General features: G+C 62.4%; 21 protein-coding genes. 16 read left to right on the forward strand and 5 right to left on the reverse strand.

Annotation, left to right across the window (positions count from 1 at the left end):
• Positions 1-6: 6 nt before the first annotated feature.
• Both EN859_RS09270 and EN859_RS09275 read right to left on the reverse strand, forming a co-directional pair.
• Positions 7-462, reverse strand: a complete 456-nt coding sequence (locus EN859_RS09270; protein WP_127853054.1) for a type II toxin-antitoxin system VapC family toxin — start codon at positions 460-462, stop codon at positions 7-9.
• Positions 459-704: a type II toxin-antitoxin system Phd/YefM family antitoxin gene (locus EN859_RS09275; protein ID WP_127853055.1), complete on the reverse strand. Its 246-nt coding sequence runs from the start codon at positions 702-704 to the stop codon at positions 459-461. The genes EN859_RS09270 and EN859_RS09275 overlap by 4 nt, the downstream gene beginning before the upstream one ends.
• 66 nt (positions 705-770) lie before the next feature.
• Here EN859_RS09275 and EN859_RS09280 point away from each other — a divergent pair, with 66 nt between their 5' ends.
• The 7 genes from EN859_RS09280 to EN859_RS09310 all read left to right on the forward strand — a co-directional run bounded on the left by EN859_RS09280 (position 771) and on the right by EN859_RS09310 (position 7,380).
• On the forward strand, positions 771-1,466 hold the full coding sequence (locus EN859_RS09280; RefSeq protein ID WP_127853056.1) for an aspartate/glutamate racemase family protein: 696 nt from the start codon (positions 771-773) through the stop codon (positions 1,464-1,466).
• A 94-nt stretch (positions 1,467-1,560) separates the two neighbouring features.
• Complete coding sequence (locus EN859_RS09285) at positions 1,561-1,956, forward strand: DUF4345 family protein (RefSeq protein ID WP_127853057.1); 396 nt, start codon at positions 1,561-1,563, stop codon at positions 1,954-1,956.
• A 245-nt stretch (positions 1,957-2,201) separates the two neighbouring features.
• Entirely contained in the window at positions 2,202-2,762 is a 561-nt protein-coding gene (locus EN859_RS09290; protein WP_127853058.1) for a F0F1 ATP synthase subunit delta, read from the forward strand.
• On the forward strand, positions 2,762-4,291 hold the full coding sequence (gene atpA, locus EN859_RS09295; protein WP_127853059.1) for a F0F1 ATP synthase subunit alpha: 1,530 nt from the start codon (positions 2,762-2,764) through the stop codon (positions 4,289-4,291). The genes EN859_RS09290 and atpA overlap by 1 nt, the downstream gene beginning before the upstream one ends.
• 33 nt (positions 4,292-4,324) lie before the next feature.
• Positions 4,325-5,209 (forward strand): F0F1 ATP synthase subunit gamma, encoded by an 885-nt coding sequence (locus tag EN859_RS09300; RefSeq protein WP_127853060.1) that lies wholly within the window; start codon positions 4,325-4,327, stop codon positions 5,207-5,209.
• Between the two features lie 74 nt (positions 5,210-5,283).
• Positions 5,284-6,852 carry a F0F1 ATP synthase subunit beta gene (gene atpD, locus EN859_RS09305; RefSeq protein ID WP_189501789.1) on the forward strand — a complete coding sequence of 523 codons (1,569 nt, stop codon included), beginning with the start codon at positions 5,284-5,286 and terminating at the stop codon, positions 6,850-6,852.
• Between the two features lie 120 nt (positions 6,853-6,972).
• On the forward strand, positions 6,973-7,380 hold the full coding sequence (locus EN859_RS09310) for a F0F1 ATP synthase subunit epsilon (RefSeq protein WP_127853061.1): 408 nt from the start codon (positions 6,973-6,975) through the stop codon (positions 7,378-7,380).
• 70 nt (positions 7,381-7,450) lie between these two features.
• Here the strand turns inward: EN859_RS09310 and uxuA are convergent, their stop codons facing one another.
• Both uxuA and EN859_RS09320 read right to left on the reverse strand, forming a co-directional pair.
• Positions 7,451-8,629, reverse strand: a complete 1,179-nt coding sequence (gene uxuA, locus EN859_RS09315) for a mannonate dehydratase (RefSeq protein WP_127853062.1) — start codon at positions 8,627-8,629, stop codon at positions 7,451-7,453.
• Between the two features lie 26 nt (positions 8,630-8,655).
• Positions 8,656-10,152 (reverse strand): mannitol dehydrogenase family protein, encoded by a 1,497-nt coding sequence (locus EN859_RS09320; RefSeq protein WP_189501790.1) that lies wholly within the window; start codon positions 10,150-10,152, stop codon positions 8,656-8,658.
• Between the two features lie 175 nt (positions 10,153-10,327).
• On the opposite strand from EN859_RS09320, the gene uxaC reads away from it, so the two are divergent.
• The 9 genes from uxaC to EN859_RS09365 all read left to right on the forward strand — a co-directional run bounded on the left by uxaC (position 10,328) and on the right by EN859_RS09365 (position 19,589).
• Positions 10,328-11,737, forward strand: a complete 1,410-nt coding sequence (gene uxaC / locus EN859_RS09325; RefSeq protein WP_127853064.1) for a glucuronate isomerase — start codon at positions 10,328-10,330, stop codon at positions 11,735-11,737.
• A gap of 32 nt (positions 11,738-11,769) precedes the next feature.
• Entirely contained in the window at positions 11,770-12,747 is a 978-nt protein-coding gene (locus EN859_RS09330; RefSeq protein ID WP_127853065.1) for a TRAP transporter substrate-binding protein, read from the forward strand.
• 52 nt (positions 12,748-12,799) lie between these two features.
• Positions 12,800-13,378, forward strand: coding sequence for a TRAP transporter small permease (locus EN859_RS09335; protein WP_127853066.1), 579 nt, complete (start codon positions 12,800-12,802; stop codon positions 13,376-13,378).
• A gap of 4 nt (positions 13,379-13,382) precedes the next feature.
• Positions 13,383-14,663 carry a TRAP transporter large permease gene (locus tag EN859_RS09340; protein WP_127853067.1) on the forward strand — a complete coding sequence of 427 codons (1,281 nt, stop codon included), beginning with the start codon at positions 13,383-13,385 and terminating at the stop codon, positions 14,661-14,663.
• Positions 14,664-14,672: 9 nt separating this feature from the next.
• Entirely contained in the window at positions 14,673-15,449 is a 777-nt protein-coding gene (locus tag EN859_RS09345; RefSeq protein ID WP_127853068.1) for a FadR/GntR family transcriptional regulator, read from the forward strand.
• Between the two features lie 22 nt (positions 15,450-15,471).
• A complete protein-coding gene (gene kduI, locus EN859_RS09350) occupies positions 15,472-16,323 on the forward strand; it encodes a 5-dehydro-4-deoxy-D-glucuronate isomerase (protein WP_127853069.1) in 852 nt (283 codons plus the stop codon).
• Positions 16,320-17,087, forward strand: coding sequence for a 2-dehydro-3-deoxy-D-gluconate 5-dehydrogenase KduD (gene kduD / locus EN859_RS09355; RefSeq protein WP_127853070.1), 768 nt, complete (start codon positions 16,320-16,322; stop codon positions 17,085-17,087). Before kduI ends, kduD begins: the two co-directional genes overlap by 4 nt.
• A 20-nt stretch (positions 17,088-17,107) precedes the next feature.
• The gene (locus tag EN859_RS09360; RefSeq protein ID WP_127853071.1) at positions 17,108-17,446 is read left to right on the forward strand and encodes a cupin domain-containing protein; all 339 of its coding nucleotides are present in this window, start codon (positions 17,108-17,110) and stop codon (positions 17,444-17,446) included.
• A 184-nt stretch (positions 17,447-17,630) separates the two neighbouring features.
• Complete coding sequence (locus tag EN859_RS09365) at positions 17,631-19,589, forward strand: acyltransferase family protein (protein WP_245525516.1); 1,959 nt, start codon at positions 17,631-17,633, stop codon at positions 19,587-19,589.
• Here the strand turns inward: EN859_RS09365 and EN859_RS09370 are convergent.
• A complete protein-coding gene (locus EN859_RS09370; RefSeq protein ID WP_127853073.1) occupies positions 19,573-21,420 on the reverse strand; it encodes a hypothetical protein in 1,848 nt (615 codons plus the stop codon). The genes EN859_RS09365 and EN859_RS09370 overlap by 17 nt on opposite strands.
• Between the last annotated feature and the right edge of the window lies 1 nt (position 21,421).

The raw sequence follows: 21,421 nt of genomic DNA on the forward strand, positions 1-21,421 counted from the left end.
GAAGGGTTACACTGCCGCACCACCCTCGGCGAACGGGTTCAGGTAAGGCACATCGAGAGCGGCAAAATGCCGGATGTTGGCTGTCAGCACAGAAAGGTCGTTCAAACGGGCAGTCGCTGCAATCACGACATCTGCCAGGCCCGGACTGAAGCCCCGCGCGATAGTGGCATCCTCCAGCCGTCCAGCTTCTCGCGCGACGGCCGCGTCGACTGGGAGGATGCGTTGGTTGAACTCGATGACCAGATTTTCGAACCAGAGACTGATGCGTTCTGCCTTAGCATGGCCACCTGATCGCTCGAGTTTCGCGATTCCTCTTTCCACCTCCAAAACCACGATCGACGACATATGCCAGGAGCCACGCTCTCGCTGTTCAGCAACCCACTTCTGCGCATGTGACGGAAGCGCAGGGTGGCCAGACGCAAAGGCCGAGAGAAAAGATGTATCGAGCAGATAGTTGCTCAAAACTCAACTTCCCGCGATGGCGATTCGTTTCGCTCAAATTCGATGCCGCCGGGATACTGAAGCAGAAAGTCCACAAAGGCCTTTTGGCTGTCTTGTGGATAGAGCTTTCGCCCCTCATCAATCGGGACAACCATGGCAGTCGGCTTGCCATGGTTGGTGATGATAGTAGGCTCACCGCCCCCCGCGGCCTCGACAAGTGCCGAGAGTCTTGCCTTGGCCTCTCGAAGCTGAATCGTTTTCACTTCGACCTCCTTGTGGTCTCATGTGGTCACAATATAGGGGTTGCACAGGAAAAGGAGCAGCCCGTCATGAAAACCCTTGGCCTGATCGGCGGCATGAGCTGGGAATCGACGGCGATCTATTACCGCCTGCTCAACGAGATTGTGCGTGAGCGGCTGGGCGGGCTGCATTCAGCCAAGCTGCTGCTGTGGTCGTTCGACTTCGCCGAGATTGCAGAGCGGCAGCATACCGGTGACTGGCAAGGCGCCGAGGTGCTTCTCGTTGAGGCGGCGTGCAAGCTGGAAGCGACCGGCGCCGAATGCCTGCTGATCTGCACCAACACCATGCACAAGCTCGCCGACCAGGTGCAGGCTGCGGTGTCGATCCCGCTGATCCACATCGCCGACGCCACCGCCGTCGCGGTCACTGAAGCCGGCGTCAAACGCCCGGCTCTCTTGGCGACGCGGTTCACCATGGAGCAGGATTTCTACAAGGGTAGGCTCACGGAGAAGTATGGCCTTGAGCCGGTGGTGCCGGACCAGGCCGGGCGCGAAATGGTGCATCAGGTGATCTATGACGAGCTCTGCCAGGGCATCGTTAGCGGACAATCGAAAGCGGCCTATCTCAATGAGGTCGCCCGCATGCGGAGCGAGGAAAAGATCGACGGCGTCATCATGGGCTGCACAGAGATCACCATGCTCATCGGTCAGCCGGATTTCGGTATTCCGGTGTTCGATACGACGCGCCTTCATGCCGAGGCGGCGATCGAATTCGTTCTGGGTTGATGCGCTCCTCCTAAATTGCCAACCGCCATCTGGCGCAGGTCTTTTCGTTCGTTAGAATGCCCGGAATTTCGAACAGGCATTTTCGAGGGACAAGATGGAATTTGCGTTTCCATGGCCGGTGAGTCAGGGCGAGTGGCTGGCATGGTCGAGCGCCGTCGTTACCTTGTTGCTCGGCCTTTTGCTGTTCCTGGCGCCGGGGCTTGCCTTCCGCATCCTGCGGCTACAGGTCAAGCCGGAGAAAGCGGCGGCGATCGCCGAGGGGCGCGGCAGGATGTCCGGCTTCTATCTCGGCGTCAGCCTGTGCTGCATCCTGCTGGCGCAGCCGCTGCTCTACATGGCGCTCGGCTTTTCCTGGCTGTTCACCGCCTTCGGCCGGTTGCTGTCGATGATGTCGGACAGTGCCAACACGCCTTTCAACTGGGCTTCCATCGTCGTGGAACTGGTGCTGGCGGCGCTGCCACTCGGCTTCGCCTTCGGCTTTTTGCCCTGAATCAGGGGCTAATCCGGGACCGGCTGTTGAACTCCGCCGCCGGATGCGACAATAGTGCCTGAAACCATGCAGGACGATGCATTGCGGTCTTAAAAGCCCTGTGCTAGACGGCAATCGACTTTCGGCCGGGGATAGCGGAAGCCGCGCCTCCGTGCTTGGAAAAATGCAGTAAGGTCAAAGATTTAGCCAGAGTTTTCGCTCGCGCCAACAATCTGCGGCCTGTCAGACAAGAGAAAAGACGGTCCGTGGCCCAATCGTCATCGCCAATCTCAGGTGTCGCAGAACGCTATGCGGGTTCGCTGTTCGAGCTCGCGCTGCAGGCAAACTCGGTTGCCAAGGTCGAGGCAGACCTCAATAGTTTCGCAGCGATGCTCGAAGGCAGCGCCGACCTTTCCCGCCTGATCAAGAGCCCGGTGTTCTCCAGCGAGGACCAGGCCAAGGCGATCGCGGCGATCGCCGACAAGGCAGGGATTACCGGCCTCACCGGCAATTTCCTGCGCGTCGTCGCCAGGAACCGCCGGCTGTTCGCGGTGCCGGGCATGATCAAGGCGTTCCGCCAGATCGCCGCCGAGCATCGCGGCGAGACCGCCGCTGAGGTCACCTCGGCGCACGCGCTGACGGCGGCCCAGCAGACCGAGCTCAAGGCGGCGCTGAAAAGCGTCGCCGGCAAGGATGTGGCGATCGCCGTCACCGTCGATCCGTCGCTGCTCGGCGGGCTGGTGGTCAAGATCGGCTCGCGCCAGATCGATACGTCGCTCAAAACCAAACTCAATTCGCTCAAGCTTGCACTGAAAGAGGTCGGCTGATGGACATCCGCGCCGCGGAAATTTCCGCAATTCTGAAAGACCAGATCAAGAATTTCGGCAAGGAGGCCGAGGTCTCCGAAGTCGGTCAGGTTCTGTCCGTCGGTGACGGCATTGCCCGCGTCTACGGCCTCGACAATGTCCAGGCCGGCGAGATGGTCGAATTCCCCGGTGGCATCCGCGGCATGGCGCTCAACCTCGAAGCCGACAATGTCGGCGTCGTCATCTTCGGTAACGACCGCGACATCAAGGAAGGCGACACCGTCAAGCGCACCGGCGCCATCGTCGACGTTCCCGTCGGCCCCGGCCTGCTCGGCCGCGTCGTCGATGCGCTCGGCAATCCGATCGACGGCAAGGGCCCGATCAAGGCGACCGAGCGCAAGCGCGTCGACGTCAAGGCGCCCGGCATCATCCCGCGCAAGTCGGTGCATGAGCCGATGTCGACCGGCCTCAAGGCCATCGACGCGCTGATCCCCGTCGGCCGCGGCCAGCGCGAGCTGGTCATCGGCGACCGCCAGACCGGTAAGACCGCGATCATTCTCGACACCATGCTCAACCAGAAAGCGGTGCACGACAACGGACCGGAGAAGGAAAAGCTCTACTGCGTCTATGTCGCCGTCGGCCAGAAGCGCTCGACCGTGGCGCAGTTCGCCAAGGTGCTGGAAGAGCGCGGTGCGCTCGACTATTCGATCATCATCGCCGCCACCGCTTCCGATCCGGCGCCGATGCAGTTCCTGGCGCCGTTCGCCGGCTGCACGATGGGCGAATATTTCCGCGACAACGGCATGCATGCGCTGATCAGCTACGACGATCTGTCGAAGCAGGCGGTCGCCTATCGTCAGATGTCGCTGCTGCTGCGCCGCCCGCCGGGCCGCGAAGCCTATCCGGGCGACGTGTTCTACCTGCATTCGCGCCTTCTGGAGCGCGCCGCCAAGCTCAATGACGACAATGGCGGCGGTTCATTGACCGCGCTGCCGATCATCGAGACGCAGGCCAACGACGTGTCGGCCTATATCCCGACCAACGTCATCTCGATCACCGACGGCCAGATCTTCCTGGAAACCAACCTGTTCTTCCAGGGCATCCGCCCGGCGGTCAATGTCGGCCTGTCGGTGTCGCGCGTCGGTTCCTCGGCGCAGATCAAGGCGATGAAGCAGGTCGCCGGTTCGATCAAGGGCGAGCTTGCGCAGTACCGCGAAATGGCGGCCTTCGCGCAGTTCGGCTCGGACCTCGATGCTGCCACGCAGCGCCTGCTCAACCGCGGATCACGCCTGACGGAGCTGCTGAAGCAGCCGCAATTCTCGCCGCTGAAGGTCGAGGAGCAGGTCGCGGTGATCTTTGCCGGCGTCAACGGCTACCTCGACAAGCTGGCGCTCAACCAAGTCGGCAAGTTCGAGCATGGCCTGTTGTCGCATATGCGCTCGGCCGGCAAGGACGTGCTCGACAGCATCGGCAAGGAGAAGGCGCTGTCGGACGATCTGCGCGCCAAGCTGAAGGCGGAAATCGACGCTTTCGCCAAGACCTTTGCTTGAACGAAGCCGGACGGACGGGATCAGGTTTGAAGCATGCCTTCATTAAAAGACCTTCGTAACCGTATCGCCTCGGTCAAGGCGACGCAGAAGATCACCAAGGCGATGCAGATGGTCGCCGCGGCCAAGCTGCGTCGTGCGCAGGAAGCCGCGGAAGCGGCGCGTCCCTATTCGGAGCGCATGGGCGCGGTGCTGGCCAACATCACCCAAGCGGTCGGCGGCGGTGGCGATGCCCCGGCGTTGATGACCGGCACCGGCAGGGACGACGTGCATCTGCTCATCGTTTGCACCGCCGAGCGCGGCCTGTGCGGCGGCTTCAACTCGCAGATTGCCCGTCTCGCCCGCGATCACATCCGCAAGCTTCTGGCTGACGGCAAGAAGGTCAAGATCATCTGCGTCGGCAAGAAGGGGTTCGACATCCTGCGCCGCGATTACGGAGCGTTGATCCTCGAACGCGTCGACCTGCGCGAGGTGAAGACGCTCGGCTTTGCCAATGCCGATGCCATCGCCAGGAAAGTCATCCACCTGTTCAACGAGGGCGGTTTCGACATCTCCACGCTGTTCTACTCGCAGTTCAAGTCGGTGATCAGCCAGGTCCCGACGGCGCAGCAGATCATCCCGGCGGGTGCACCTTCCGCTGCCGCCGAGGCAACGGACGGCGGCAATGCTGTCTATGAATACGAGCCGGAGCCGGGCGAAATCCTCTCCGACCTCATTCCGCGCAACATCTCCGTGCAGGTCTTCCGCGCGCTGCTTGAAAACGCAGCCGGCGAGATGGGCGCCAAGATGAGCGCCATGGACAATGCGACGCGCAACGCCGGCGAAATGATCAACAAATTGTCGATCACCTACAATCGCCAGAGACAGGCGCAGATCACCAAGGAATTGATCGAAATCATTTCGGGCGCCGAGGCGCTCTAGGCGCGATCCCGGGAAGGTCGCCGACCTTCCAGCGGATTGCGTGAGAAACAAAGAGACGAAAAAGGGTAAAGACGATGGCGAAAGCAGCGACCCCCAAGAAGGTGGCCCCGAAGGCGGCGGCACCGGCAAAGGCACCGGCAGCAGCGGCGAAGGCCGCCCCGGCCAAGAAGGCGGCCGCACCCGCCAAGACCGCTGCGGCGAAGGCGCCTACCGCTTCCGTCAAAGTGGGCGTGCCTGGCAAGGTCCGCCAGGTCATCGGCGCCGTTGTCGACGTGCAGTTCGGCGACCATCTTCCGGCGATCCTGAATGCGCTGGAGACGACCAATGTCGGCAACCGCCTCGTGCTCGAGGTCGCCCAGCACCTCGGCGAGAACACCGTGCGCTGCATCGCCATGGACTCGACCGAAGGTCTAGTCCGCGGCCAGGAGGTCTTTGACACCGGCGCGCCGATCACCGTGCCGGTCGGCCCGGGCATGCTCGGCCGCATCATCAACGTCATCGGCGAGCCAGTCGACGAGGAAGGCCCGGTCGACGGCATCGAGATGCGCGCCATCCACCAGCCGGCGCCGACTTATGTCGAGCAGTCGACGGAAGCGCAGATTCTGGTCACCGGCATCAAGGTTCTCGACCTGCTTGCGCCATACGCCCGCGGCGGCAAGATCGGCCTGTTCGGCGGCGCCGGCGTCGGCAAGACGGTGCTGATCCAGGAACTGATCAACAACGTCGCCAAGGCGCATGGCGGCTTCTCGGTGTTCGCGGGCGTCGGCGAGCGCACCCGCGAAGGCAACGACCTCTATCACGAGTTCATCGAGTCCGGCGTCAACAAGAAGGGCGGCGGCGCCGGTTCCAAGGCGGCACTGGTCTATGGCCAAATGAACGAGCCGCCGGGTGCGCGCGCTCGCGTCGGCCTGACCGGCCTGACGGTTGCCGAATATTTCCGCGACCAGGGCCAGGACGTGCTGTTCTTCGTCGACAACATCTTCCGCTTCACGCAGGCGGGCTCCGAGGTGTCGGCGCTGCTCGGCCGTATTCCTTCGGCCGTGGGCTACCAGCCGACGCTGGCCACCGACATGGGCGCGCTGCAGGAGCGCATTACCACGACAACCAAGGGCTCGATCACTTCGGTGCAGGCGATCTACGTGCCGGCCGACGATTTGACCGACCCGGCGCCGGCGACCTCCTTCGCCCACCTCGATGCGACGACCGTGCTCAACCGCGCGATCTCGGAAAAGGGCATCTACCCGGCCGTCGACCCGCTGGATTCGACCTCGCGCATGCTCGACCCGATGGTCGTCGGCGAAGAGCACTATCAGGTCGCGCGCCAGGTGCAGTCGATCCTGCAGCGCTACAAGTCGCTGCAGGACATCATCGCCATCCTGGGCATGGACGAGCTCTCGGAAGAGGACAAGCAGACGGTTGCCCGCGCCCGCAAGATCGAGCGCTTCCTGTCGCAGCCCTTCTTCGTCGCTGAAGTTTTCACCGGCGCCCCGGGCAAGCTGGTCGACCTGGCCGACACCATCAAGGGCTTCAAGGGCCTCTGCAATGGCGACTATGATCACCTGCCGGAGGCTGCCTTCTACATGGTCGGCGGCATCGACGAGGCGGTCGAGAAGGCACAGCGCCTGGCGGCCGAAGCAGCTTAAAGAGTGAATGGTCAATAGTGAAATGGTGAATGGGGAGTAGCGGACAGGAAATCGGGACTGAGGGACGGTCGTTCTTTTCTGACCATTCACCATTCACCATTCACCATTCGCTAAGTTGGCATGCCTGAAGCTTTCAAATTCGAACTGGTCTCGCCGGAGCGCCTGCTGGTTTCCGAGCAGGTCGAGTCCGTCGTCATCCCGGGCGCCGAAGGCGAGATGACCGTCATGGCTCATCACGCGCCGGTGATGACCACGATCAAGCCGGGCGTCGTCACGGTGAAAAGCGCAGCCGGAAAGGAAGAACGCTACGTGGTGTTCGGCGGCTTCGCCGACATCGTTCCGGCCGGCTGCACGCTGCTCGCCGAATCGGCGGTGGCCGTCGGCGACATCGACCGCGCCGACCTTGCCCGCCGCATCCAGGAAGCCCGGGAAGACGCCGCCGACGCCAAGGACGACCAGGTCCGCAGCAAGGCGGAACAGTTCCTCAGCCAGCTCACAACGCTCGAAAGCGCCATCCCGCCGGCGTAGGCAAAGCTCATTTTGTCGTCACTCAAAGCCGGGCATCGCCCGGCTTTTTATTTGCCCATCAGGCGCTGCCTCAAACCGTCAGCGCTTCAACCGCGCGCATGACGCCGCGCAGTTCGGCCAGGCCCTTCAGCCGGCCGATGCAGGAATAGCCGGGGTTCACCTTCTTGCCGATGTCGTCGACGATGGCATGGCCATGGTCCGGCCGCATCGGCATCTCCCAGTCCGCCCTGCCTGCCGCCTTGCGCCGCCGCTCCTCAGCCAGCAGCGCCGAAACCACGGCGACCATGTCAGTGTCGCCGTCGAGGTGCTCGGCCTCGTGGAAGGAGCCGTCGGGCTCCTTGGTGACGTTGCGCAGATGGGCGAAATGGATGTTTTCCGCGAATTCCTTGGCCATTGCCGGCAGGTCGTTCTGCGCGCTCGCACCATAGGAGCCGGTGCATAGCGTCAGCCCATTGGCCGGCGAAGCGACGGCCTCGAGCAGAGCGCGAGCATCGGCAGCCTTGGAGACGATGCGCGGCAGGCCGAACAGCGGGAAGGGCGGATCGTCGGGGTGAATCGCCATCCTGACGCCGGCCTCTTCCGCCACCGGCACGATCTCGCGCAGGAAGGCAAACAGGTTTTCGCGCAAGCCTTCGGTGGAGATGTCCTTGTAGAGGTCGAGCGCGCGGCGGAAGCTTGCCCGGTCGAAGATGAATTCGCGCGCCGGCACCCAGCCGATCAGGTTGCGCTCCAGCCTTGCCAAGTCGCTTTCGCTCATGCCTTGCAGCCGCGCACGCGCGGCTTCGATCCGCGCCGGCGGATGGTCGGCCTCGGCGCCCTTGCGTTCGAGGACGAAGACGTCGTAGGCGCAGAATTCGACGATGTCGAACCGCAGCGCCGTGCCGCCATGCGGCATCGGATAGTCGAGATCGGTGCGCGTCCAGTCGGTGATCGCCATGAAATTGTAGCAGACGGTTTTGATGCCGGCGGCAGCGACGGCGCGGATCGAGGCCTTGTAATTGTCGATCAGCTCGCACCAGCGGCCGCTGCGCGTCTTGATGTCTTCATGGACGACGATGCTCTCGACCACGTCCCAGGTCAGGACTGCTGCCTCGATCTCGGCCTTGCGCTTGGCGATCTCATCCGCCGGCCAGGCGCGGCCGTCATTCAGATGATGCAACGCGCTGACGACACCGACAGCGCCGGCCTGACGGACATGAGCGAGCGTGACCCGGTCGTCGGGTCCGAACCAGCGCCAGGTCTGTCTCATGATTCTTCACTCCGTACACTGAGGGATTAAGCGATATCAAGGGCTGCGAAAGCTGTGGCCGGACCGCCGGTTCGCAAGCGTTCGAGATGGGCGGCTGTCAGTTCGATCAGCGTCTGGCGCTCGGCGTGGTCCCTGGCAAAACCGGCCAGATCGAACACTGCCATCGCCGCTTCGCCAGCCGACAGCTGCCTGTGGGCGAGAGAAGCCAGCTGCGCGTCGAGCGGATCGGTGAAATGGCTTTCGGGCAAGGCTTTGCCGCGCGCCTCGCAAGCGGCGATCCAGGCCGCCACCACCAGCATGAGATGCGCGGGCGAAGCACCGGCAGTCAGCCGCTCGACCGCCGAGGCAACGATGCGCTGCGGCAATTTCTGGCTGCCGTCATTGGCGATCTGCGCCGTGCGGTGGGCGAGTGCGGTGTTGGAATAACGCTCGGCGAGCTCAGTCGTGTAGCCGGCCGTGTCGAGCTCGGCATTCTGCGGCAGCGTCGGAATGGCCTCGGCCCACAATCCGTCGACGAACCGCCGGATCGCCGGATCGGCAAAAGCGCGGTCGACCGTCGCATGGCCGCTGAGCAGGCCGAGATAGGCGATCGCCGAATGCGAGCCGTTGAGCAGCCGCAGCTTCATGTCCTCGAATGGCCTGACATCGCCGACCATGGTGACGCCGAACTTTTCCCAGGCCGGCCTGCCTGCCGGAAAATCGTCTTCGATCACCCATTGGCAGAACGGTTCGGTCATCACCGGCCAGGCGTCTTCGACACCAAGCTGGCCGGCGATCCGTGCCCGGTCGGCATCGGTGGTCGCCGGCACGATGCGATCGACCATGCTCGACGGAAACGCCACGCCGTCGGCTATATGGCCGGCGAGCCTGGCATCGCTGGGTGCCGCGAGCCTGGCATCACGCAGCGCGGCGAATTCGACCAGCAGCCGGTGCAGCGTGGCGCCGTTGGCTGGGAGATTGTCGCAGCAGAGCACGGTGAAAGGCGGAATGCCGGCGGCGCGGCGGCGCGAAAGAGATTCGGCCAGAAAGCCATGCGCCGTTCGCGGGGCCTGCGGGTTCGCCAGATCGTGAACGATGTCGGGATGGATCTTGTCGAGACCGCCGCCGGCTGCCCTCAGATAGGCCTTTTCGGTGATCGTCAGGGTGACGATGCGGGTGCGCGGGTCAGCCAGTGCGGCGAGCACCGCGGCCGGATCCTCCGGCGCCACCAGCATCGCCAGGATCGAGCCGATGACGCGCAGCTTTTCGCCACCGCTGCTTGTGATTGCCAGCGTGTAGAGCCCATCCTGCGGCGCCAGCGCGTCACGAGTGTCGGGACTGCGCAGCGAGACGCCGACTATGCCCCAGCCGGTTTCCCCCGCCGCCAGGCAATCATCGACATAGGCCGCCTGATGGGCGCGATGGAATGCACCGACGCCGAGATGGACAATGCCGGGCGATACACTGTTGCGTTCGTATCGAGGAACTGCGACCGAAGCCGGTAACGCCTGCTGCGTACTGTCGGAAAGGCGTCTGTTTGTCATAGTGCGACGTGCCTGATCGAGATCGTCCGGGGGCATGATGGCATGCGGCGTAACATCCGTTTCTTTCCCGCACAATGGGGCAGTCGCTGCTTAAAGTCATCATACAACAATCCATTTTTTGTATGTTGACATTATTTCTGTCCGACCCTACCGATGACCGGATTGGGAGGACGACTTGGCCGCATTGACCGATCCGGACTTGCTGTTTCCGTCAGAGGCGCATCCGCGTTCGCTTGCCCGCGATCTTTACGCTGCCGTCAAGGACCTGCCCATCGTCAGCCCGCACGGTCACACCGATCCGCGCTGGTATGCGCTCAACGAGGCGTTTCCCGATCCGGCGCAATTGCTGATCGTGCCCGACCACTACATTTTCCGGATGCTGTTCAGCCAGGGCGTGCGCCTCGAAGATCTAGGCGTGCCGAGCCTCGACGGCGCGCCGGTGGAGACCGACGGCAGGGCGATCTGGCGGCGCTTCGCCGAGCATTATTACCTGTTCCGTGGCACGCCGACGCGGCTGTGGTTCGACCACGTGCTTGCCCATCTGTTCGGCATTGAAGAGCCGCTGAACGCTGCGACGGTCGATCGGCACTACGACACGATCGCGACGCTGCTGCAGCGTGACAATTTCCGCCCGCGTGCTCTGTTCGAGCGCTTCAACATCGAGGTCATCGCGACGACGGAAAGCGCTCTCGACGACCTCAAATGGCACAAGGCGGTCCGCGACAGCGGCTGGCAGGGCCGCGTCGTCACCGCCTACCGGCCGGATGCTGTCGTCGATCCCGACTTCGAAGGTTTTTCGGCCAATCTCGATCGACTTGGCGACATCACCGGCTGCGACACCGGCAGCTGGACCGGTTATCTCGATGCACATCGCCAGCGGCGTGCTTTCTTCAGAAGTTTCGGCGCGACCTCGTCCGATCACGGCCATCCGACGGCGGACACCGCCAACCTGTCGGACGCTGTCGCCGCCGAGCTGTTCAGCCGCATCCGCCGTGGCTCGGATGACGAGCGCGAGCGAAAGCTATTTCGCGCCCAGATGCTGACCGAGATGGCCAAGATGAGCCGCGACGACGGGCTCGTCCTGCAAATCCATCCCGGCTCCTGGCGCAATCATTCGCCTGCCGTCTTTCAGAAGTTCGGCCGGGACAAAGGTTTCGATATCCCGACCCGGACCGACTATGTGACGGCGCTGAAGCCGCTGCTCGACTGCGTCGGGCTGGAGCGCGACCTCACTATCATCCTGTTCACGCTCGACGAGACCAGCTACGCGCGCGAACTAGCGCCGCTCGCCGGCGTCTATCCGGCACTGAAGCTCGGGCCGGCCTGGTGGTTCCACGACAGCCCCGAGGGCATGCGCCGGTTCCGCGAGATGACCACGGAAACGGCCGGCTTCTACAACACCGTCGGCTTCAATGACGACACCCGCGCCTTTCCGTCCATACCGGCGCGCCACGATGTGGCGCGCCGGGTCGATTGTGCCTTTCTCGCGCGTCTCGTTGCCGAGCATCGGATCGGCGAAGATGAGGCGCACGAGTTGGCGCAGGAACTTGCCTACACGCTTGCAAAGAAGGCGTACCGGCTCTGAGCCGGGCGCCACGTCTAAAAAGGGAGGAAGTCATGTTGCATTTTTCAAGATTGGCGGGAGCTGCGCTACTTGCCGCCGCGCTGATGGCCGGAACGGCAAGCGCCCAGACGGTTCTGCGCTCGTCCGACACGCACCCGGACGGCTATCCGACGGTCGAGGCGGTCAAATATTTCGGCGAGCTTGTGAAGGAGCGCACGGCCGGCCGCTATGCGGTCGAGGTCTATCATTCCGCGCAGCTCGGCGAGGAGAAGGACACGATCGAGCAGGTGCGCACCGGCGTGATCGACCTCAACCGCGTCTCGATGGCGCCGTTCAACGGGCTCATCCCCGAAACCACCGTGCCCTCGCTGCCGTACATCTTCCGCTCGGAAGACCATATGCACAAGGTGATGGACGGAGCGGTCGGCGACCAGATCGCAGCGGCCTTCGAACAGGTCGGGCTGGTGCTGCTCGCCTTTTATGACGGCGGCGCGCGCTCCTTCTACAATTCGAAGAAGCCGATCAACTCTGTAGCCGACATGGCCGGCATGAAGTTCCGCGTCATCCAGTCCGACATTTTCGTCGACATGGTGGCGGCACTCGGCGCCAACGCGACGCCGATGCCGTATGGCGAGGTGTATTCGGCGATCGAGACCGGGGTCATCGACGGCGCGGAGAACAACTTTCCGAGCTACGACACCGCCAAGCATGCGGAAGTCGCCAAGTTCTATTCGCTCGACGAGCACACGATGGTGCCCGAAGCCTTCGTCATGGCGAAGTCGAGCTGGGACAAGCTGACGCCGGAAGACCAGGCGATCTTCAAGGCGGCCGCCAAGGAAAGCGTCGCCAAGCAGCGCGAGCTGTGGGCCGCCAAGGTCAAGGAATCGCGCGCCAAGGTCGAGGCGGCCGGTTCGCAGATCACGACGCCGGACAAGCAGCCCTTCATCGATGCGATGGGTCCGGTCTACGAGAAGCACGTCAAGGACGACAAGCTGAAGGCCATGGTCGAGGCGATCAGGGCCGTGCAGTGATCAAGCGGCGGCGCGGGCATTCCGCGCCGCCATCCTCGTCGGGAGAGAACAGATGACCTCCAGCCCAGAACAAAGACCGCCCCTGTCCGGCGTTACGCGCGTGATGTCGCGCGTCAGCACGGCGGCGCTGTGGATCGCCGGCATTGGGCTAGTGCTGATGACCGCCTTCGTCGCCTGGCAGGTGTTTGGCCGCTATGTTCTGAACCGCTCGCCGAGTTGGACCGAGCCGGGCTCGGTGATGCTGATGAGCTGGTTCATTTTCCTCGGCGCTGCCGTCGGAGTGCGCGAGAACTATCACCTCGGCTTCGACGTCCTGCTCTACGTGCTGCCGAAAGGCGGCAAGCGTTGGCTGAGGATGATCTCGGACCTCGTCGCGCTCGCCTTCGGCATCGGCATGATCTGGTATGGCGGCCAGCTGGTCGCTTTGACCTGGGGCACTACCCTGCCATCGCTCGGCATATCGGGGGGCTGGGACTACATCCCGCTTGTCGCGGGAGGCGCGCTCGTCGTGCTCTTCACGCTGGAGCGCATCGTGCTTCGCCTCTCCGGTGCGCCGATCGACGATGCGCTCGATGAACTGCCGCCGGCGGAAGTCGCAGCCGAACTCGACACGGCGAAAGTGAAGGTCTGACGCCATGGAACTCTGGATACTCTTCGGCGTCTTCACCCTTCTGATGCTTATCGGCACGCCGATCGCTTTCTGCCTCGGCGTCGCAAGCTTTGCCACGGTCCTCTACATGGGCCTGCCGCCGCTCGTCGTGTTCCAGCGCCTGAACTCCGGCATGAGCGTCTTTTCGCTGCTGGCCGTCCCCTTTTTCATCTACGCCGGCGACTTGATGGTGCGCGGCGGCATCGCCAGCAAGATCGTTGCCTTCGCCGGCTCGCTCGTCGGCCATTTGCGCGGGGGCCTCGGGCAGGTCAACATCGCGACCGCTACACTGTTCGGCGGCATTTCGGGCTCCGCGGTGGCGGAGGCAGCGGCGGTAGGCGGCTTGATGATCCCGCAGATGAAGGCGCGTGGATATGGAGCTGATTACGCCGTCAACGTCACGTCGATGGCGGCGCTGATCGCGCTGCTCCTGCCGCCGTCGCACAACATGATCATCTACTCGATCTCGGCAGGCGGAAAGATCTCCATCGCCGACCTGTTCACCGCCGGCATCATCCCAGGCCTATTGTTGGCCCTGTCACTGATGATCACCGCCTATTTCGTGGCGCGCTCCCGCGGCTATCCGACCGAGCCGTTTCCAGGCTTCATCGCCGTCGCGCATCTCTTCGCTGTCGCAGTGCCTGGCCTGCTGCTGATCGCCATCATCTTCGGCGGCGTACGATCGGGCGTTTTCACGGCCACCGAGAGTTCCTGCATTGCCGTCATCTATGCGTTGCTCGTTACTGTTTTCGTTTACCGGCAGATGACTTGGGAAGGTTTCGTTCATGCCACCCATGGTGCCGTGCGCACCACGGCGATGGTGCTGCTCATCATCGGCATGGCGGCGGCGTTCTCGTGGTTGATGGCCTTCCTGAAAGTGCCGGCAGCGCTCATAGCCTCCATGAACGCGATCTCGGACGATCCGCTGATCGTACTTCTCCTGCTCAACGTCTTGATGTTGTTCCTCGGCACCTTCATGGACATGGGGCCGACGATCATCATTTGCACGCCGATTTTCCTGCCCGTGGCGCAGGCCTACGGCGTCGATCCGGTGCATTTCGGCGTCATCATGATCCTCAACTTCGGCATCGGGCTGAACACCCCGCCGGTGGGCGCAGTGCAGTTCGTGGCGTGCGCAGTCGGCAAGATATCCGTCTGGGAAGCGATGCGCTCGATCTGGCCGTTTTATGCGGCAGGCCTCGTGGTGCTGGGGCTCGTCACTTACATTCCGGCCATTTCGCTCTGGTTGCCGAGCGTCTTCAAATAGGGGTGCAACATGGCATCGGATACCGCAATGGACCTCAGGGTCGAACGCAAGCCGAAGCTTTCGGAGACCGTTGTGGCGGCGCTCCGCAAGCAATTGCAGGCGGGCGAGATCCAGCCGGGACAGAAGCTGCCGACCGAAGGCCAGCTGACCGAAACTTTTGGCGTCAGCCGCACCGTCATCCGCGAAGCGCTGGCCAAGCTTGCCGCCGACGGGCTGGTCGAGCCGCGCCAGGGCGCCGGCGTCTTCGTCACCGAGCATATCTCGACGATGTTCGGGGCGTTGGCCGCGGATATGGGCAGCAAGGACTCGATCGCGCTCAACGTGCTCGAAGTGCGCCTGGCGATCGAGATCGAATCCGCCGGGCTCGCCGCCATACGCCACAACGCCGCGCAGGAAGCAGCGATCCAGGAAGCCTTCTTCGAGTTCGAACGGCTGCTGCTGAATGGCGAGCCGACAGGTCCGGCCGACCTTGCCTTCCACCGCGCCATCGCCAGCGCAACCAACAATCCGTTCTATATCGAAATGCTCGACGTGCTTGGCCGCCGCGCCATTCCTTGCGACGTGACGTCGCCCTGGTCCACCGAACTCGCCCAGTCCGACAGCTACCAGCGGGGGCTGCAGCGCGAGCACCTGGCGATCCTGAATGCCATCTCGGCCGGTGACGCCGAGGCGGCTCGCGAGGCGATGCGCGCGCACCTCTCAGCCAGCCAGCAGCGCTATCGCGAGCGTTTGCACGCACGCCAGGTTTTTTATGCCGACTCGGTAAAGGCGGCGGCAACCGAATAACCATCTTCCAGTTAGGGCAGCAATGAACCAGAACCACACGGATTTCACCTCGCGCTTTGCCATCGATCCGGCTGCCGCCGCGGCAATGGGAACGGACGAGCTTCGGCATAATTTCCTGATTGAAGGCCTGTTCCAGCCTGGGTGCATCAGCCTGACCTACACCCATTACGACCGCATGATCGTCGGCGGCGCCATGCCCGTCGCCGCGCCGCTTCCGCTGCAGGCGATCAAGCCGACAGGAACCGCGAATTTTCTTGATCGCCGCGAAATGATCATCGTCAGCATCGGCGGTACCGGCGTCGTGAAAGCCAGCGGCCAGTCCTACGAGCTGCAGGCGCGCGACATGCTCTATCTCGGCATGGGCGCCAACGAGGTGTCGTTCGCTTCGGCGAATTCTGCCGAGCCGGCCAAATTCTACCTGCTCAGCGCGCCGGCGCATCACAGCCATCCCAGCCGCCTCATCCGCATCGGCGATGCCAAGCGGCTCGATCTTGGCAGCCAGGCGACCTGCAACGAACGCTCGATCTTCCAGTTCATCCATGCCGAAGGCGTAAAAACTTGCCAACTGGTCGTCGGCATGACGCAGCTTGCCTCCGGCTCGGTCTGGAACACCATGCCGTGCCATGTGCACGACCGGCGCATGGAGGCCTATCTCTATTTCGATCTGCCGGAGGCGGCCCGGGTGTTCCATTTCATGGGCGAGCCGGACGAAACCCGCCATCTCGTGATGCGCAACGAGGAGGCGGTGCTGTCGCCGGGATGGTCGATCCATTCGGGCGCCGGCACCTCCAACTACGCCTTCATCTGGGCGATGGCCGGAGACAATGTCGACTATACCGATGTCGATCCGGTGTCGATGGAAGAGCTGCGGTGAGCGACCTCTCCGCCTTCAGCCTCGCCGGCAGGCGCATCCTCGTCACCGGCGCCAACACCGGCATCGGCCAAGGCATCGCCGTGTCGATCGCACGCGCCGGCGGCGCGGTGGTCGGCGTCGGCCGTTCGGGGATGGACGAGACGGCTGAGAAGGTCTCGGCGGCGGGCGGACGCTTCGAGGCCGTGCGCTGCGATCTTGCCGACCATGCCGCCGCCCAGGCGATGCTCGATCGCATCTGGGGCGATACGGGACCGCTCGACGGGCTGGTCAACAATGCCGGCATCATAAGGCGCGCCGATGCCGTCGATCTGACGCAAGCCGACTGGGACGACGTCATCGACGTCAATCTGAAGACGGTTTTCTTTCTCAGCCAGAGCTTCGCCAGGCGCGTGCTTGCCGATCCGGAACGGCGCGGCAAGATCGTCAACATCGCATCGGTGCTGAGCTTCCAGGGTGGCATCCGCGTTGCCTCCTACACCGCTTCGAAGCACGGCGTGCTCGGCATCACCCGATTGCTGGCCTGCGAGTGGGCGGCAAAAGGCATCAACGTCAACGCCATCGCGCCCGGCTATATCGAGACCAGCAACACCGAGGCACTGCGCGTCGATCCCGACCGCAGCGCCGCCATCCTGGCGCGCATCCCGGCCGGGCGCTGGGGCACGCCGGAGGACATCGGCGACGCGGCCGTCTTCCTGCTGGCGCCGGCGTCCAACTACATGCATGGCGCCGTGGTGCCGGTCGACGGTGGCTGGCTGGCGCGATAGCAGATGCTGAGGATCTGGCGATGACAGGAACAAAAAACTTTTCGCATGCCGGCGAGGGCGCGTGGACACCGACCCCGGACGGCAATCGCAGGCGCGTTCTCCTGTATACGGATGAATTGATGCTGGTCGAGTTCGCTTTCGACAAAGGCGGCGTCGGCGCGCTGCATTCGCACCCGCATGTCCAAGCGAGCTACGTCGCCGAAGGCCTCTTCGAGGTGATGATAGACGGCAGGACCGAAATCCTGGACGCCGGAAGCAGCTTCATCGTCCCTTCCAACCTGGTCCATGGCGTCAAGGCGCTCGAGGCTGGACGCCTGGTCGACAGCTTCACCCCGCAGCGCGCCGATTTCCTCGGCTGACTGCACGGGATTGAGCGCAAGACAGTGTGCCGCTGCATCCGACGGGTGTGAGGTGGACTACAGAGATCCGATGACAAAGAAGGACTCGGAACGGCTATCCTTCGCATGTTTGCAGACAAAGCAAAATCTGTGCGCTACGCCATTCATATAAGAACAAATCGGATTCGGAGGCATCTTGCAGTCAGTGCACGATGGGCGTGGGTTTCGGCCCGAGATACAGGGGCTACGCGGCCTGGCAGTCACTCTGGTCGTTGTTTTTCACGTGTGGCCGAATGTTCTTCCAGGCGGATATGTCGGCGTCGACGTCTTTTTCGTCATTTCGGGTTATCTCATCGCCGGCGTGCTCGCGCAGATGGCAATGCGCGATGGCCGGATCTCGCTGATCGGGTTCTACTCGCGACGGATCCGGCGGCTTCTGCCGGCAGCCACTCTGGTGCTGCTTGCGACGCTGTGTGGAACGCTGTTGTTCGTTTCGAAGGCGCGTTGGGAGGAAACGGCCACCCAGATCGTGGCGAGCGCGTTCTATGTCCAGAACTGGCGGTTGGCCTCGATCGCGGTCAGCTATCTTGATGCCGATAGCCTCCCCAGCCCCGTCCAGCATTATTGGTCGCTCTCAATAGAAGAGCAGTTCTACATCGTTTGGCCGATCCTGATGATCGCGGTGATCTGGCTGTCGCGCCGCCAGAACGTTCCGCTGAGACGTTCATTGGTCGGGGCGTTGTCACTCGTTTTCGCCGGATCGCTGATCGCCTCGGTTGTCTTGACGGAAATCGACCCCGCCCAGGCCTATTTCGTGAGCCAAACGCGCATATGGGAATTGGCGCTAGGAGGGCTGCTGGTGCTCACCGAGCATCGGTTTCGGCTGGGAACATTCGCAAGGCAATCATTGGTGATCGCAGGCGTGGCAGGCATCGTCGCATCCGCCACCTTGTTTTCCGCGGCAACGCCCTTTCCAGGTGCAAGCGCCTTGTTGCCGACCTTCGCTACCGTGCTTGTCATTCTGGCTGGCGAAGTCGAGTTCGGGCGGTTTCGCGCACTTGATTCAAGGGCGCTTCGCTTCATTGGCGATCGCTCGTATTCAGTCTATCTCTGGCATTGGCCACTGATAACGTTCTTTGTGGCGCAAGGCATTTCCAGGACGCTCGCCAGTGGCATTGGTCTGATTGCGTTGACGATTGCGCTATCGGACCTGTCTTACCGACATGTCGAACAACGATATAGAAAAGTCCCAACCGACGTGTGGTGGAAACCGCTGGCATATGGCACGCTCGCGGTCCTCACATGCGGGCTCACCTCCGGCGTTCTCCTCTACGCCCTCAACACCGAAAGCATCAACACGGCGTTGATCGGAACGCCTTCTTATCCCGGGCCTGCTGCGCTGCTGTCTGGCACCTCAGTTCCGGACGATGTGGATACTCTTCCCCCGCTGGCCCGACTCAAACAGGACGTCCCAATTGTGTACGTCTCGAAGTGTCACCAGAGGGAGGGAAGCTCGAAACCAACAAGATGTTCTCTCGGCGATCCGGCGGGAGCCAGGACCATTGTCATCGTGGGAGACTCTCACGCTACCCAATGGATTCCGGCGTTGAACAAGATTGCCAAGGACCGCAAACTCAAACTAGTCAGCTTTACAAAATCCGCCTGCCCGTTCAGCCGCGTGGCCATCATAGAAAATGGTAAGCGCTATTCCTCCTGCGAGGAGTGGCGAGAGGAGGTGCTCGTCGAGATTATCAAACTGAAGCCGTACATGATCTTTACCAGTCAGTCCAACTACGGAACCGTTCCGCAAGAATCGATGGTTGAGGGTTTGCAAAACATCTGGAGCAAACTAACGGAAGCAGGCTCGCAGATCGTCGCAATCCGCAATACGCCTTATATGAAGTTCGATCCCGGCGATTGTTTGAGCGCCACACCAACGAAATGCTTCACCAGGCGAAGCGAAGCTGAGCCGAGCGACATCCTGGCGCTGGCAGCGAGGACCCAGAAAAATGTGGTTGTCGTGGATATGATCGATGCCCTATGCGGGCCGCAACTATGCCCGGCCGTTGTCGGCAACATTATCGTTTGGCGGGATCATCATCACTTGACTGCGAGCTATTCGCTTGCCCTGGCTCCCTATCTCGCACTCAAGGTTGGGTTGTAGATGGCGCAGGCGTCGAACCAACCAAACTCGGGTCGGTGCTCGCTGCTGCCGCAGCCGATCGATCTTTGTTGATCGCGCCGCGCGTTCTTTGTCGATCAAGGTCATGCGTTGCTTCCTGGAGCAAGCAACGCATGCTTAACATCACAACATCACGATAAACGCCCGTCGTGCATCCCTGCGCCAACCGAGCAACGAGCGTCGGTCCGTTTTGAGCAGCCTGGGTCTCCATGTCCAAGAGGTCAGCACCAAAAAACCCTCGAAAGGACGTGGGAACCCGCGGATGAACAAGAGTTTCTTTCGCGACAATGAGACAGTCGATCGGCAGATACTGCATTCGGTCGAGCAGAACAATGGCGTCTGTCGCCAGAACGATATCTCGAACGATCTCCATCCGCCGGTACACCGGCTGATAGTACCCTTTCTCGTAGGCAACGGAGAGTTCCCGGCCGAACAACGTCGACCGCTGGGTCAGAACCGGCGAAAAATCGAGGTCGTCAACAAAGCCGCCAACGACCGCGTCCTTCGGCAAAGCCCGGATCGCTGAAATCAGTTCACGATTGGCCGGCGACTTGTTGGAGGTATGGACGATGCTGACCGCGAGCACACAGACTGTCATCACAATGCAGGTGCCGATCAATAGGGTTCTGCCGTGATACCGCTCGATCAAAGCCTGAGGCGAAAGCCGCGAACGGATCCAGTCGAACAGAACTGGCAAGGTCGCCAGATAGGGCAGCAGCCGCAACACAGACGCATAACGGTTGGGCACGTGCAGCCTGAACATAACTGCGGCCGATAGCGCCGCGCACATAAGAGAACTCACCAAGAGAAAGAGTGGCAGGGGCGAGCGCGAGCCAAAGGGCGGCCCAGGCCGGAACATTCTGGCAAACAGGAAAATGGGTCCAGCGAAGTTGACAAGGACGAGCAGAGCCAGCCGAGGATCCAGCAAGCCACTGCATTCTGCCGCGAAAATGCCAATCCGCTTCTGGCACAAGAGGTCGACTGAGCCATCCGGTTCGAAGACCGCACCCCGCTGCTCGTATAGAAATGTCGGAATGTTCCTGGCTTCAGCGAGCGTGAAGACGGGGCCGAACTGGTTAGCTCTAAGCAGGAAGGGAGCAACGCCGACGACCGTTGCTACGGCAGCAATCGCAATCAGCGCCAGTTGTCGACGGCTGAAATCGACCAACGGACTTCGCCAAGGTGTAAAGGCGGTCATTCCGATCACCGCCGCCATGACAAGCGCGGCTTGCGGATAAACGCCCGCCATGAGGAGTTGGGCCAGCGCAACCTGCAAAATCTTCGATCGTGCCAGGCCATCCAGCCCGATCAGCAGCAGCAACGGCCAGAAGGCGCGTGGGGTGCCGCTGACCACTATCTCATGCCGTACCATGACGTGCAGGATAAAGACCGTCACAAAGAACGCGGCGAGCGGATCGGCCTGCATCGCCCTAAGCAGCCTGTAGCTAAAAAACGCAATTGGCGGAAACAGCAGCGCCGGCAGAATCTTGACGAAAACAAGCGGTTTGACGCCAAGCAGCCAGGCTGCGCGGTAGACGCCGCGGTAAAACCAGGGGCTGACCGAGTACCAGTAGTCCGCGACTAGGTCCCCCTTGAGGACGTCGGGATCGTCCCAGCGGCCCATCCACGACAGGAACATCCGCGCGTCGTCCTGAACGGATCCCTCGATCCGAAACACCGCTACCAGGAAAGACAGGCTGGCGATCAGCCCAAGTCCCAATGCCATTGGTAACCAGATATGGTCCTCATCGCGGCGCTCCAAGCGCGCCCTGAGAAAGCCCGGGAAAGCAGACACCCTGAAGCGGCGGGTCATA

The sequence above is a fragment of the Mesorhizobium sp. M00.F.Ca.ET.216.01.1.1 genome, from assembly GCF_004010325.2.
Taxonomy (GTDB): domain Bacteria; phylum Pseudomonadota; class Alphaproteobacteria; order Rhizobiales; family Rhizobiaceae; genus Mesorhizobium.